This is a genomic window from Acinetobacter genomosp. 15BJ (assembly GCF_000400715.1).
Lineage (GTDB): Bacteria > Pseudomonadota > Gammaproteobacteria > Pseudomonadales > Moraxellaceae > Acinetobacter.
Map to the genome: position 1 here is coordinate 355,179 of NZ_KE007347.1, position 14,398 is coordinate 369,576.

The window sequence follows — 14,398 nt, forward strand, 5'->3', positions numbered from 1 at the left end:
TCTTACATGCGGAACACGCCGAACTTGGTCGGTTGAATCGGCGCATTCAGCGCAGCAGCAAGACTCAGCCCCAGCACATGACGGGTTTGAGCAGGGTCAATGACGCCGTCATCCCAGAGGCGGGAAGAGGCATAATATGGATGCCCTTGATGCTCATATTGGTCACGAATCGGTTGTTTAAATTGATCTTCTTCCTGTGCTGACCATTGCGCGCCTTTTTGCTCAATCTGATCACGTTTTAAGGTCGACAGTACGCTGGCTGCCTGTTCACCACCCATCACCGAAATACGCGAGTTTGGCCATGTCCATAAAAAGCGTGGGGAATAAGCACGTCCGCACATGCCATAGTTACCTGCACCAAAAGAACCGCCAATAATCAAAGTGAGTTTCGGTACATTGGCTGTGGCAACTGCCATCACCAACTTGGCACCATTTTTTGCAATGCCTTCATTTTCGTATTGGCGACCGACCATAAAGCCAGTGATGTTTTGGATAAACAGCAATGGGATATTGCGTTGAGTACATAATTCAATAAAGTGAGCACCTTTTTGTGCTGACTCGGAAAAGAGAATCCCATTATTGGCAATGATACCGACAGGCATCCCGTACAAAGAGGCAAAACCTGTAATTAAAGTGGAACCAAAACGTGCTTTAAATTCATCAAAGCGTGAACCATCGACAATACGTGCAATCACTTCACGTACATCAAAGGGCTTACGCGCATCACTGGGCACAACGCCATAAAGTTCATTTGCATCAAATAGCGGTTCATCAATCTGTTTGTTTAATTCGTTAGGCTTCTTATTCAGGTTGGCAACGATGTTACGGGCAATCGCAAGTGCGTGTTCATCATTTTCCGCCAAATGATCGGCAACCCCTGACAGGCGAGTATGCACATCACCACCACCCAAATCTTCACTACTGACGACTTCGCCAGTCGCTGCTTTGACTAATGGTGGGCCGCCTAAGAAAATCGTACCTTGATTACGGACAATAATCGTTTCATCAGACATAGCCGGCACATAAGCACCGCCAGCAGTACAGCTACCCATCACTACCGCAATTTGGGCAATACCTTGGCTCGACATACGTGCTTGATTATAGAAAATACGACCGAAATGATCTCGATCAGGGAAGACCTCATCTTGCATCGGTAAGAATGCACCGCCCGAATCCACCAGATAAATACACGGCAAATGATTTTGCTCAGCAATTTCCTGCGCACGTAAATGCTTTTTCACCGTCAATGGATAATAGGTACCACCTTTGACGGTTGCATCGTTGGCGACGATCATGCAGGTCACACCATTGACTTGGCCAATACCTGCAATCACTCCCGCAGCCGGAATGTCATCTTCATACACCTTGTAAGCAGCCAACTGACCAATTTCTAAAAAAGCCGTCCCGACATCAATTAACTGATCAATACGATCGCGTGGTAAAAGTTTGCCTCTGGCCAAATGTTTTTGACGGGCATTTTCACCACCACCGAGTGCTACTTTTTGAGCCACTTGTTTCAGATCGCTGACCAATGTTTGCATGGCGTGTTGATTGGTTTTGAAGTCTTCACTTCGAACATTAATTTTGCTGTGTAATTGGTTCATAAGCTGCATCCTGATTTATGGTTATTATTTGGTTTCATTAAACAGTTCACGGCCAATCAGCATGCGGCGAATTTCCGAAGTTCCTGCACCAATTTCATAAAGTTTGGCATCGCGCCATAAACGGCCAGCCGAGAACTCATTGATATAACCATTACCACCGAGAGTTTGAATGGTTTCACCCGCCATCCACGTGGCTTTTTCTGCTGCATATAGAATTGCACTGGCCGCATCTTTGCGTAAGCTACGGTCATGGTCGGCTTTGTCACAGGCCGCACCAACCGCATAGACCAAGGCTTTACAAGCCAGCCAAGTGGAATACATATCCGCCAGTTTGCCTTGCATCAATTGAAATTCACCCAAGGCCTGACCGAATTGTTCACGTTCATGTAGGTAGGGAATCACCACATCCAAACACGCATCCATAATGCCTAAAGGACCAGCACTTAAAACTGCACGTTCATAGTCCAGACCACTCATCAGTACTTTGGCACCATTGCCAACACCACCGAGTACGTTTTCTGCTGGCACTTCCACATTGTCAAAAAATAGTGGATAGGTATTAGAGCCACGCATACCCAACTTATCTAGGTGCTTGCCATGGCTAAAACCGGGCATATCTTTTTCGATCAGAAATGCTGTCATGCCTTTGGCACCCGCATGTGGATCAGTTTTGGCATACACCACCAATACATCAGCATCACCGCCATTGGTGATCCACATTTTTGAACCATTGAGAACAAAATGATCGCCTTTTTGTTCAGCACGCAGTTTCATACTGACTACATCCGAACCTGCATTCGGTTCAGACATCGCTAAAGCACCGACAAAGTCACCTGAAATCAGCTTGGGTAAATATTTCTGTTTTTGTTGCTCACTGCCGTTACGGTTGATCTGGTTAATACACAAGTTAGAATGCGCACCGTAAGAAAGACCAATAGAGGCGGATGCACGTGAAATTTCTTGCAACACAATGATATGTGCCAGATAGCCCAGATTAGTGCCGCCATATTCTTCAGAGACGGTTAAACCCATCAGTCCCATATCGCCAAATTTTTTCCAGAGATGGGCAGGGAAGACATTGTCTTGGTCGACTTGCTGTGCGATGGGTGCAATTTCTTTTGCACAAAATGCAGCAACTGAATCTTGTAGAGCAATTAATGTTTCATCTAGTCCAAAGTTCAAGCTACGTAGGTTCATTGTATTGTCATCCCAGTGATTATATTTGTTGTTCCATTTAAGCGTTGTTGTGTGTGCTTATGATGTACCTTACAATGAATTTTTAAAAAAGTGAATAGTGATTCATAAAATGATTTACAATTCACTTTATTTGTTAGAGAATAAAATTTATGAGCTATAAACGATCAACTTTAATGCAGGAGCGGATGGAGCAAAATCGTAAATCGATTTTGAGTTCAGCCAGAAAATTAATTTCAGAGGGAGGGTTCAAAGACGCACAGATACAAACCATTGCTGAGCAAGCAGGGGTCTCAAGTGGTCTGGTGTATCGCTACTTTGACAATAAAAGTCAGGTGTTAATTGAGGTCTTGTCAGAAGCCATCAATACCGAACTGTTGGTGATTGATGCCATCACAGAAAGTGATCTGACCGCACAACAAAAATTGCACAAGGCAGTCGCGACCTTTGTCAAACGGGCCTTGAACAGTCCGCAGCTGGCATATGCACTCATGTTTGAACCCGTGGATTCAAGCGTTGAACATGAGCGTTTTCGGGTAAAGCAGTTGATTAAACAAAGTATTAAAAAAATCCTTGCAGATGGAAATGCAAGTGGTGAGTTTGTTTTGGATGACTTAAACACAACAGCGATGTGTGTTGTTGGTGCGATGACCTATGTGGTGGTCGAACCGTTGGATCCAGCGCAAAACACCAAGTTTGATCATGCGCACAAAGACTATTTTTCCAAACAGATTGCTGACTTTTGTGTGGATGCAGTACAGAAAAAGTAGGGCAGACAAAACGGTTTAACATCACAACAATAGGTAGTTTGAAGAGTAGTTGCAGTTACAACAATTAGATCAGGTAAGAACAGAATTAAAAAAGAATCAAGGAGAATGATTCAATGCAACATGTACGGTTAAGCTATGCCTCTGGAACCAGTTCGCAACCCCTGTTGGGGATGACGATTGGAGATAAATTTGATCAAGTCTGCCAGCAATATGCTGAGCAAGAGGCGATTGTCAGTTCACACCAGAACCGACGCTTAAGCTATAAAGCGCTACAGCATGAAGTGAATGCGTTTGCCTGTAGTCTGCTCAAGCTGGGCTTGAAAAAAGGGGATCGACTAGCGATCTGGTCGCCCAACTGTGTGGAATGGACCGTGACCCAATTTGCTGCATTCAAAGCTGGCATTATTTTGGTGAATCTGAATACGGCCTATAAAAGTCACGAACTGGAATATGTACTCAATAAAGTCTCCTGCAAAGGCTTGGTCATCGCCTCGCAATTCAAGACCACAGATTATCAAGAATTGCTGAGTAAGATTGCACCTGAACTCGCATCTAGCCCTGATAAGATATTGAATGCAGCTCGGTTACCACATTTAAAATATGTGATTAAAATTGATGAGCAGCAACATACCGGCATCCATCGTTTTAGCGATTTACTCGAAACCCCAAATCAATCTCAGCTCGATGAGTTACAGCGTTTAGCCAAGCAGTTGCAGTTTGATGAAACCATTAATATCCAATTTACCTCAGGCACAACAGGGAATCCGAAAGGAACCATGTTGACCCACCATAATATTCTCAATAATGGTTATTTTGTTGGTGAAGGGATTGGCTTAACTCCCCAAGATCGCGTCTGTATCTCGGTACCTTTATTCCACTGTTTTGGCATGGTGATGGGCAATCTGGCCTGTATTACTCATGGTGCAACCATGGTTTATCCTGCATCAGTGTTTAATCCACTGGAAACTTTAAAAACCATTGAGCAGGAAAAATGTACGGCGGCCTATGGCGTGCCGACCATGTTTATTGCCATTTTGGAACATGAGCAATTTGCCGACTTTGATTTATCTAGTTTACGTACGGGCATTATGGCAGGCAGTCCATGTCCGAGAGAAATTATGCAGCGTGTGATTGACCGTATGCATATGTCAGAAATCACCATCTGTTATGGCATGACCGAAACCTCTCCAGTCAGTGTGCAGAGTTATATTGATGATTCAATTGATAAACGCGTTAGCACGGTCGGGCATGTTCATCCACATTTGGAAGTCAAAATTGTCGACTTGGAAGGCGAAATTGTGCCGCAAGGAACATTGGGTGAACTGTGCGTACGTGGTTATTCGGTCATGGCGGGGTATTGGGATGAGCCTGAAAAAACCAAAGAAGTGATCGACGCAGCAGGCTGGATGCATACGGGTGATATCGCTGAAATGGACAGTGAAGGCTTTGTCAAAATCAAAGGTCGAATTAAAGATGTGGTCATTCGCGGGGGTGAAAACCTGTTTCCCAAAGAAATAGAAGACTTTTTATATACCCATCCTGATGTCTGTGATGTGCAAGTGATTGGTCTACCCGACATGCGTTATGGTGAGGAACTCTGCGCCTGCATTATTTTGCACGAACATCACCAAAGTAATGAAGACAGTATTCGCAGTTTCTGCAAAGAGCATATTTCACATAATAAAGTGCCACGTTACGTTAAATTTTTTGATGAGTTCCCAATGACCGCATCAGGAAAAGCTCAGAAATTTAAATTGCAGGAAATCATGCGGGTAGAGCTGAATTTGACTGCTGAAATTTTTGATTAAAACCGTATTCCTCCTTTGTACATTGCGACTGAGGAGGGGCTTTGATGTTGTGGTTGCTATCTAAACATAGGATGTCAGGATCAAGAAATGAAGATTAGAAATGATTGGTCACGTGCAGAAATACAGGCTTTATATGAGCAGCCATTGTTAGATTTGCTGTTTCAGGCACAGCAGTTGCACCGACAGTATTTTGCTGCGAATACGATTCAGGTCAGTACTTTGCTCTCTATTAAGACTGGAAAATGCCCTGAAGATTGCAAGTATTGTTCACAATCAGCGCGTTATGATTCAAAACTGGAAGCTGAAAAACGCATTGCCGTGGAGAAAGTCATTCAAGAGGCACAAAAATCCAAAGCCTCAGGCGCATCTCGGTTTTGTATGGGTGCTGCATGGCGCAATCCACATGAGCGCGATATGCCTTATGTACTGGACATGGTGCGCGAGGTCAAAGCTTTAGGGCTGGAAACCTGTATGACCTTGGGCATGCTGAATGCCTCTCAGGCGGAGCGTTTAAAAGATGCAGGTCTGGATTATTACAACCATAATCTGGATACCTCGCGGGAATATTATTCCCACATTATCAGCACCCGAACTTTTGATGATCGACTGGATACACTAGACCATGTTCGTCAGGCAGGGTTAAAAGTCTGTAGCGGCGGTATTGTCGGTTTAGGTGAAAGCCGAGAGGATCGGATTGGTCTTTTACATGAGTTAGCAACTTTGCCGCTACATCCAGAGTCTGTACCGATCAATATGCTGGTACCGATTGAAGGGACACCATTGGCTCAAGTGGAAAAACTGGATGTTGTTGAGTGGATTCGGACTATTGCTGTGGCACGATTAATTATGCCGAAAAGTTATATTCGACTCTCGGCAGGCCGTGAAGCATTAACCGATTCAGATCAAGCTCTGGCATTTATGGCAGGTGCCAATTCTATCTTTTCAGGTGAAAAGTTGTTAACCACCGCCAATGCAGGTGAAAATCGTGACCAAGCTTTATTTCAAAAACTAGGTTTGAGTATTGAAGCGAGCAAACCTTCTATAAAGCAGTTATCAGTTGATGCGATGCTAACCGTCTAAGGCTTTTAAAAGTAGAGGATCGAATGGCGAAAGATTTTAACAGTCAAAAAGTAGTGGAACGCTATGACGATCATATTCGTCGTCTCATTCCAGGTTATGAGCTGATGCATCAACAAGTCGATGCAATTTTACAGTCCGCTTTAAGTTCAGATGCACAGATTTTAATTGTCGGTTGTGGTACAGGCTATGAGCTTGAATATCTACTGAATAGACATCCATCTTGGCGCTTTACGGCTGTTGATCCTTCTTTGAGTATGTTGCAGAAAGCACAAGCACTGATTCAGGCACTGGGTCAGTCCGAGCGTGTGCAATTTGTTCATGGCGAAACAGCAGAATTGCCTACACAGCCAAAATTCGATGCAGCGCTGTCGATATTGGTTGCGCATTTTGTACCGCATGCGCTTAAACCGAGTTTCTTTGCTGAAATATCACAGCGGTTAAAAGCGGATGGGTTGCTCATGACCTACGACCTGATGGCTTGTGAAGATCCTCAACAATTTAAAGCGTTGCCATTGCTGTGTCAGAACAATGGTCTGAGTGCCGAGCAGAGCCAAGCCATGATGGAGCGTTTAGCACAAGACTTTTTCACACTCTCTTTTGACGCTTATCAGCAACTGCTTCAGCACACAGGTTTTGAACAGGTGCATTGCTTTAGCCAAGTTTTAACTTATCAAGGACTGATTGCCCAGAAAAAACAGGAGGATATCTTGACCTCGGAACTTTCTGGCAAGGTAGTTTTCACTCAACAAGGAACTCAACATTAAAACAGCAACTTAATTTTTTAGCTTTTAACGGAAGTTTTTAAAAGTGGCTGCGATTGCCGCTGCTAGGTTCTACTGTCTTTTAAAAAGTGGCTATTTATTTTAATAGGAGGTGAAAATTAAATAAATCAATGGTTTGAAGTTTTTAGAATAAAAAATGTGATGTGGTACATCCGTACGACAAAGGAAAAACACAAACAAAGAATGATCTTAAAACAGGTTTTAAGATTAGCCGAAAAGGAAATTGATTTTAATGAAAAAGTTTATTTTAACGGTACAAAAAAGCATATTGGCAACGGCAGTTTTAACGGCTATGTCCTCTGCTTATTCGGGAACTGAAAGTGCTGAAATTGCACAACTCAGACAGGAAGTTCAAGAGTTGCGTGCTATGCTGCAACAATATGTAAAGCAACCTGTTCCGCCCCAATCGACGGCTCAAGTCGCCGTAACTACTGCGCCACAGGCGACTGAAACACAAGCTCCAAAACTGAATATCAGCAAAGGTGGGGCAGAAGTCAATTTATATGGTTATCTCCGTGCCGATGCCTCTTATCAGGCCAAAGGTGCATCGACCATGTATAACAATATCAGTGGCGTACCACTGGAACATACTGCCGAGGAATCTCAACAAAAAGATCGTTTGCATTCAACCATCAACGTCACCCGTTTGGGCTTAAATTTTAAAACACCGACAGCCGCGGGTGAGGTTGGTGGCAAGCTGGAAATGGACTTTTTTGGAGGTAGCACACGCGATCAATTCCGCATCCGTCATGCCTATTTAACCTTTGATAAATGGTTGATCGGTCAGACTTGGTCAACCTTTATTGCACCTGAATATTATCCAGAAACCATTGATGCGGGAACTTATGTTGGTGGGGCATTACAACGTTCACCTTTGGTACGTTATAGCGATAATTTATCAGCCAATACCAGTTTTGCTGTCGCGATTGAAGACCCTAAATATACCGCAACTTCCGACCCTGATAATGAAATGCGATTGCCTGCTTTAGTTGGGCGGTTGAACCATAAATTTGCTAATGGTTCATTGTTATCAGGTCGAACCTTTATGGCCGAGAAAAAGACCAGCAATGATGAGGAATGGGCATGGGGTGTAGGGCTCGGCGGTAAATATCAGCTGACACCACAAACCTTCTTAAAAGCTGATTATTACCATGTTAAAGGTGATGGCCGCTTTCTGCTTTGGACCAATAACAGCTATGTAATTGATGATAAAAATCATATTCAGAGTAATGAGTTCGATACCATTTCAGCAGGTCTAACCCATCAATTTAATTCGAAGCTTCGCTCAACCTTGGGTTATGGCTATATGAAAGCCAAGGATGACAATACTTTCGCTGAAATTCAAAAAAATAATGCAACTCAAAACAAGGAACTTTGGCAGGGCTGGATCAATGCCATGTACAACCCATATAAACCGATTACCTTGGGCGTGGAGTATGTCTATGGCGAGCGAGAAACCTTTGACGGCCGTAACGGGATCGATAACCGCTTCAATATGATGGCGAGTTACGATTTTTAATCAAGACCTTGAATAATCTGTTTTTTCTTTAGGGTGCAGTATGTCGTTTTAAAAATGAACAAGAATTTATCTCATAGAGGAGATGATTAAATGGCAACATCGATGTTGAATGTCAATGCAATTATTGACCAAGCAAAATTTACCCCTTTTCACTGGAGCATTTTGCTTTGGTGTTTACTGATTATTATTTTTGACGGTTATGACCTGGTTATTTATGGTGTGGTTTTGCCTGTATTGATGCAGGAATGGTCACTCACCGCGGTGCAGGCGGGTATGTTGGCCAGTACCGCTTTATGCGGCATGATGTTTGGTGCCATGCTATTCGGGGCTTTAGCAGATAAAATCGGTCGCAAAAAAGTGATCTTGATTTGTGTGACGTTTTTTAGTGGTTTTACCTTTTGGGGTGCATTTGCATCGACGCCTTTTGAGTTCGGTCTTTTAAGATTTCTAGCGGGTTTAGGCATTGGTGGGGTAATGCCGAATCTGGTGGCTTTGACCTCTGAATACGCACCGAAACGGATACGCAGTACCTTGGTCGGGAGCATGTTTAGTGGCTATGCCATTGGTGGGATTATTTCGGCATTGTTGGGCAGTTATTTAGTTGAAAGCCAAGGCTGGCAAATCATGTTTTTGATCGCCGGCATTCCATTGTTGTTGTTACCGATTTTATGGAAGTTCTTACCTGAGTCACTGACCTTTTTGGTGAAAAGCGGCAAGACCGAACAAGCCCATGCCATCATTCAAAAAATTGCACCAGAACAGGCATTAAGCAGTGAGACACGCTTATGCTTGAATGATGATCATCTGGATACAGGCAGTTCCGCCAAAGCCTTATTTCAACATGGTCGTGCTCTAAGTACCTTGATGTTCTGGCTATTATTCTTTATGTGCTTGTTGATGGTTTATGCATTAAGTAGTTGGTTACCAAAACTGATGCTGGCAGCAGGCTATTCATTGGGTAAAAGTATCCTATTCCTGCTGGCGCTGAATGTCGGGGCCATGCTTGGGGCAATTTTTGGTGGCATACTTTCAGATAAATTCCACTTAAAGCCTGTGATTTTAACCATGTTTGTAGCAGGGGTATTTGCCTTGGTCGGACTCGGTTATAACTCGCCAGCCTATATTTTATATGGCTTGGTGACGATTGCGGGTGCTGCAACCATTGGTACGTCCATCTTACTTTATAGTTATGTAGCGCAATTCTATCCATTGAGTGTCCGCTCGACAGGGATTGGCTGTGCGTCTGCAGTTGGGCGAATTGGTGCTATCGTCGGGCCGATTTTAACAGGCATGCTGCTGACCTTGGGTCTACCACATAAGCTGAACTTTGTGATGATTGCCATCCCAGCGATTATTGCGATTTTTGCGGTGTTGGTGCTGAAACGGCATGAATCGGATAGCGGGAGTAAAAGCACAGTCAATCCAGCGACAAACATCGCTGAAACAGGCGAAGCATAGCAGTGCATCATGCTTGATAAAACAAAGTCGATGAGCCCAGCTCATCGACTTTTTTATTCTAGTCTGAGTTAAGCCAGCAGCATGATTCTGGTTTTTAGGATCTCCATAAAGGTTTTTAAAATCATATTGTAGTTTTTGCCTTTATGGGTGATGAGACAGATCGGGGTACTGTAATACATCACGTCCTGCAAGATAGGCTGCATGAAACCATCTTGCACCCATTTCCTTGCATAATGATCGGGTAAAAAACCGAGAAACTTTCCCGTTAAGATTAGAAAGGCAATCCCTTCACGGTCACTGGCGGTGGCTGAGCAATCAAGCAATTGGTGTAATTTTGCCGCCTCTGCTGGAGTTGCATAATTGGGTAATACCGCTTGCCACTGTTTTAAGTCTGCGGTCTGTATGTCACCTAAATGTTGAAACAACGGGTGATTTTTACCGCAGTAGAGCAAAGAGTTTTCGCTATATAAATCAAAATAATCCAAACCTGATAATGGAGTGACTAAGGGGATGGCGCCTGCATGTAAGCGATTGTCTAAAACACGACATTCAATATCGGACAAGGTACTCATACTGATGTTAATCAACACTTCTGGATTTTCATCAGCCAATAGCGCAAGGGTATTGGTGATATAGGCGCTGGGCATGGTGACCAAGTTATTAATAATGCCAATATTAAATTCACCTTTGAGCTGATTATGCATTTGATTGATTTTGGCTCGAAAGTCTTCAATCGAAGCATTCAACACTTCAATATATTCCAGAATTTCACGGCCTTCATCGGTCAGGGCAAAGCCCGCTCGACCACGTTGGCACAGTCGAATACCGAGCCGATTTTCCAGATCACTCATATGCAGACTAATCGCAGAACGACTAATTCCAAGCAGGCTTTCAGCAGCGCTAAAGCTGTGGCAGTCACACACCGTTTTAAATATTTTTAGTAGTTTTATATCAAAATCAGTCACTTGATTTAATTTTTTCGATTTCATTTAGTTTTACTTTTTTATATCTAAACTCAAGACAATTTGAATTTATCAAAACTATAACGCGCTGTACACTCCAAACATAAGCCCAAAACAAGAAGAGTGATTATGTTTGATATCGACACCACAAATGACAGTGATGATGCATTGGAAGCCAGTCCGTCAGAAGTGCCTATGCGCTTAAATTACCAAGCACATTGGATGCCTTTTACCGCCAATCGCAACTTTCATCAAGATCCACGCATCATCGTGGCAGCCAAAGGTTCGTCTTTGATTGACAGTACAGGACGTGAGATTTATGACTCATTGTCAGGTTTGTGGACCTGCGGCGCAGGGCATAGTTTGCCTGAAATTCAACAAGCGGTGAGTCGCCAATTGGCAAAACTGGATTATTCACCAGCCTTCCAATTTGGGCACCCAATGTCTTTTCAATTGGCTGAGAAAATTGTGCAGCACATGCCTGAAAAACTACAGCATGTATTTTTTACCGATTCTGGTTCTGAGTCAGCAGATACTGCAATCAAAATGGCAAGAGCTTATTGGCGGATTAAAGGTCAACCGAGCAAAAGCAAGCTGATTGGGCGGGCACGTGGCTACCATGGTGTCAACGTGGCAGGCACCAGTCTGGGCGGTATTGGTGGCAATCGTAAAATGTTTGGTCAATTGATGGATGTAGATCATTTACCGCATACCTTGCAACCGCATCTGAGTTTTACTAAAGGTTGTGCCGAAACGGGTGGAATTGAGCTGGCTGATGAAATGCTCAAACTGATTGAGCTACATGATGCATCCAATATCGCAGCAGTGATTGTTGAACCTGTTTCGGGTTCGGCAGGTTGTATTGTGCCACCGACAGGTTATTTAAAACGTCTCAGAGAAATCTGTGATCAACACAATATCCTGCTGATCTTTGATGAGGTGATTACGGGCTTTGGGCGCATGGGCACATGGACAGCGGCTGAATATTTCGATGTAACGCCTGATCTGCTGACCTTCGCCAAACAAATTACCAATGGCGCCATTCCATTAGGCGGCGTTGTCGCAAGCCACGAAATCTATGATGCCTTTATGCAACAAGACTTGCCTGAACATGCGGTTGAATTTACCCATGGTTATACCTATTCAGGGCATCCCGTTGCCTGCGCCGCGGCTTTAGCCACTTTAGATGTACTGGAAAATCAAAACCTGATCACTCAATCAGCGGCTTTGGCGCCAAGTTTTGAAAAACTGATACATGAATTAAAAGGTGCACCAAACATTATTGATATCCGCAACTGTGGCTTGATCGGTGCATTACAACTAGCACCAAGAGATGGTGATGCCACCATTCGTGGTTTTGAAATCGGTATGAAGCTATGGAAAGCCGGTTTCTATGTGCGTTTTGGTGGAGACACTATTCAGTTTGGCCCTATGTTCAATAGTACCGAAGCGCAATTATCACGCTTGATCAATGCTGTGGGTGAAACCCTTTATCAAGTGAAATAAAGCTTGGCTGAGTACCCGCCAAAAGCAAATGGAAAATAAGATACAGAGACAAGGAATACTGATGAATAATTTAGAACATTTTAATGCCAATGCGTTCAGCAATACGGATTCAGCTCAAGCCTCAACCATTCAATTGATTGGGCATTTTATTCAAGGTGGTTTGGTCACCAAATCTAATAGAAAACAAGCGGTTTATAATCCGGCAACAGGTGAGATCAGCAAAGAAGTTGCATTGGCGGATACACAGTTGGTGAATCAGGTGGTGCAGATTGCAGAACAGGCATTCCCTGCATGGCGCGATACGCCGGTGATCAAACGTGCGCGGGTGATGTTTAAGTTCAAACAATTGCTTGAAGAGAATGCTGAAACCTTGTGTGAATTGATTGGACAGGAGCATGGCAAGATTTGTCATGATGCCAAAGGTGAATTACAGCGTGGCATTGAAAATGTGGAATATGCCTGTGGCGCACCTGAGTTTTTAAAAGGTGAGTATTCTAAAAATGTTGGCCCAGATATCGATTCTTGGAGTGAGTTTCAACCTTTAGGTGTGGTTGCAGGGATTACTCCTTTTAATTTCCCTGCAATGGTGCCGTTGTGGATGTTCCCGATGGCGATTGTATGTGGCAATTGCTTTATTTTAAAACCCTCTGAAAAGGCTCCTTCAGCCGCACTCTATTTGGCTGAGTTACTTAAACAGGCGGGCTTGCCCGATGGGGTGTTTAATGTGGTCAATGGTGATAAAGAAGCCGTCGATGCTTTACTGCATCATCCCAAAATTCAAGCGATTAGTTTTGTGGGGTCAACGCCAATCGCAGAATATATTTATCGAACAGCGACCTCGACAGGAAAACGCTGTCAGGCCTTAGGTGGTGCAAAAAACCACGCCATCATTATGCCAGATGCCGATATTGATAATGTGGTTACGTCCTTATTAGGTGCAGCCTTTGGTTCATCGGGTGAGCGTTGCATGGCCTTGTCTGTTGCGGTGGCCATTGGCGATGAAGTGGCTGATGTGGTGATTGCCAAGCTTAAACAAGAGATGCAGCAATTGAAGTTTGGTCATTATGCCGATGCCAGCAATGACTTTGGACCGCTCATTTCTCAAGCACATAAACAGAAGGTACAAGCATATATCCAAAGCGCCGAGCAACAAGGTGCTAAAATTGTGGTGGATGGACGTGACGCCAAACCCGTCGGTTATGAACATGGATTCTTTGTCGGGCCAACCTTGATTGATCAAATTTCAGCAGAGATGACCAGCTATCAACAAGAAATTTTTGGGCCGGTATTACAGGTGCTTCGTGTCGAGACCATGCAAGAAGCCATGCAGTTGATCAATGACCATGAATATGGCAACGGCACTTGTATTTATACCCGTGATGGTGAGGCGGCGCGTTATTTTAGCAATAACATCCAAGTGGGCATGGTCGGGGTGAATGTGCCATTACCTGTACCGGTTGCTTACCACAGTTTTGGCGGCTGGAAGCGTTCACTATTTGGTGATTTATATGCCTATGGGCCAGATGGTGTACGTTTTTATACCCGCCGTAAAACCATCACCCAACGTTGGCCATCTGCACAAATTCGTGAGGCGAAACAATTTGCGATGCCAACTTTAAATTAATTTTTGTTAGAGGGGAGACCGTAGGTTTTCCCTTTTTATTTTTATAGGAATTTAAACATGTAATTAACGGTTTTTTGATACGTATTTTTAA

The 14,398-nt window shown here is 43.7% G+C and carries 11 protein-coding genes; 8 read left to right on the plus strand and 3 right to left on the minus strand.

The window, feature by feature from the left end; all coding sequences use genetic code 11:
- Window positions 1-2 precede the first annotated feature (2 nt).
- Both F896_RS12330 and F896_RS12325 read right to left on the minus strand, forming a co-directional pair.
- A complete protein-coding gene (locus F896_RS12330) occupies window positions 3-1,604 on the minus strand; it encodes a carboxyl transferase domain-containing protein (protein WP_016163256.1) in 1,602 nt (533 codons plus the stop codon).
- A gap of 24 nt (window positions 1,605-1,628) precedes the next feature.
- Window positions 1,629-2,801, minus strand: coding sequence for an isovaleryl-CoA dehydrogenase (locus F896_RS12325; protein WP_016163257.1), 1,173 nt, complete (start codon window positions 2,799-2,801; stop codon window positions 1,629-1,631).
- A 149-nt stretch (window positions 2,802-2,950) separates the two neighbouring features.
- Here F896_RS12325 and F896_RS12320 point away from each other — a divergent pair, with 149 nt between their 5' ends.
- From F896_RS12320 to F896_RS12295, 6 genes are all read left to right on the plus strand, one after another.
- The gene (locus F896_RS12320) at window positions 2,951-3,568 is read left to right on the plus strand and encodes a TetR/AcrR family transcriptional regulator (protein ID WP_004808114.1); all 618 of its coding nucleotides are present in this window, start codon (window positions 2,951-2,953) and stop codon (window positions 3,566-3,568) included.
- 113 nt (window positions 3,569-3,681) lie between these two features.
- On the plus strand, window positions 3,682-5,376 hold the full coding sequence (locus F896_RS12315; RefSeq protein ID WP_016163258.1) for an AMP-binding protein: 1,695 nt from the start codon (window positions 3,682-3,684) through the stop codon (window positions 5,374-5,376).
- Between the two features lie 87 nt (window positions 5,377-5,463).
- On the plus strand, window positions 5,464-6,456 hold the full coding sequence (bioB, locus tag F896_RS12310) for a biotin synthase BioB (protein ID WP_016163259.1): 993 nt from the start codon (window positions 5,464-5,466) through the stop codon (window positions 6,454-6,456).
- Between the two features lie 23 nt (window positions 6,457-6,479).
- Entirely contained in the window at window positions 6,480-7,220 is a 741-nt protein-coding gene (locus F896_RS12305; RefSeq protein ID WP_016163260.1) for an SAM-dependent methyltransferase, read from the plus strand.
- 250 nt (window positions 7,221-7,470) lie between these two features.
- Window positions 7,471-8,757 carry a DcaP family trimeric outer membrane transporter gene (locus F896_RS12300; protein ID WP_016163261.1) on the plus strand — a complete coding sequence of 429 codons (1,287 nt, stop codon included), beginning with the start codon at window positions 7,471-7,473 and terminating at the stop codon, window positions 8,755-8,757.
- A gap of 90 nt (window positions 8,758-8,847) precedes the next feature.
- On the plus strand, window positions 8,848-10,215 hold the full coding sequence (locus F896_RS12295; protein ID WP_016163262.1) for an MFS transporter: 1,368 nt from the start codon (window positions 8,848-8,850) through the stop codon (window positions 10,213-10,215).
- A 68-nt stretch (window positions 10,216-10,283) separates the two neighbouring features.
- Here the strand turns inward: F896_RS12295 and F896_RS12290 are convergent, their stop codons facing one another.
- Entirely contained in the window at window positions 10,284-11,204 is a 921-nt protein-coding gene (locus tag F896_RS12290) for a LysR family transcriptional regulator (RefSeq protein WP_016163263.1), read from the minus strand.
- A gap of 96 nt (window positions 11,205-11,300) precedes the next feature.
- Here F896_RS12290 and F896_RS12285 point away from each other — a divergent pair, with 96 nt between their 5' ends.
- Both F896_RS12285 and F896_RS12280 read left to right on the plus strand, forming a co-directional pair.
- Window positions 11,301-12,683, plus strand: a complete 1,383-nt coding sequence (locus F896_RS12285) for an omega-aminotransferase AptA (RefSeq protein WP_171069657.1) — start codon at window positions 11,301-11,303, stop codon at window positions 12,681-12,683.
- Between the two features lie 58 nt (window positions 12,684-12,741).
- The gene (locus F896_RS12280) at window positions 12,742-14,307 is read left to right on the plus strand and encodes a CoA-acylating methylmalonate-semialdehyde dehydrogenase (protein ID WP_416201941.1); all 1,566 of its coding nucleotides are present in this window, start codon (window positions 12,742-12,744) and stop codon (window positions 14,305-14,307) included.
- Window positions 14,308-14,398 lie beyond the last annotated feature (91 nt).

What these genes read in the sequence shown, in the direction of transcription:
- F896_RS12330 (WP_016163256.1), bottom strand. Translation starts at nt 1,604, where the DNA reads ATGAACCAATTACACAGCAAAATTAATGTTCGAAGTGAAGACTTCAAA.
- F896_RS12325 (WP_016163257.1), bottom strand. Translation starts at nt 2,801, where the DNA reads ATGAACCTACGTAGCTTGAACTTTGGACTAGATGAAACATTAATTGCT.
- F896_RS12320 (WP_004808114.1), top strand. Translation starts at nt 2,951, where the DNA reads ATGAGCTATAAACGATCAACTTTAATGCAGGAGCGGATGGAGCAAAAT.
- F896_RS12315 (WP_016163258.1), top strand. Translation starts at nt 3,682, where the DNA reads ATGCAACATGTACGGTTAAGCTATGCCTCTGGAACCAGTTCGCAACCC.
- bioB (WP_016163259.1), top strand. Translation starts at nt 5,464, where the DNA reads ATGAAGATTAGAAATGATTGGTCACGTGCAGAAATACAGGCTTTATAT.
- F896_RS12305 (WP_016163260.1), top strand. Translation starts at nt 6,480, where the DNA reads ATGGCGAAAGATTTTAACAGTCAAAAAGTAGTGGAACGCTATGACGAT.
- F896_RS12300 (WP_016163261.1), top strand. Translation starts at nt 7,471, where the DNA reads ATGAAAAAGTTTATTTTAACGGTACAAAAAAGCATATTGGCAACGGCA.
- F896_RS12295 (WP_016163262.1), top strand. Translation starts at nt 8,848, where the DNA reads ATGGCAACATCGATGTTGAATGTCAATGCAATTATTGACCAAGCAAAA.
- F896_RS12290 (WP_016163263.1), bottom strand. Translation starts at nt 11,204, where the DNA reads ATGAAATCGAAAAAATTAAATCAAGTGACTGATTTTGATATAAAACTA.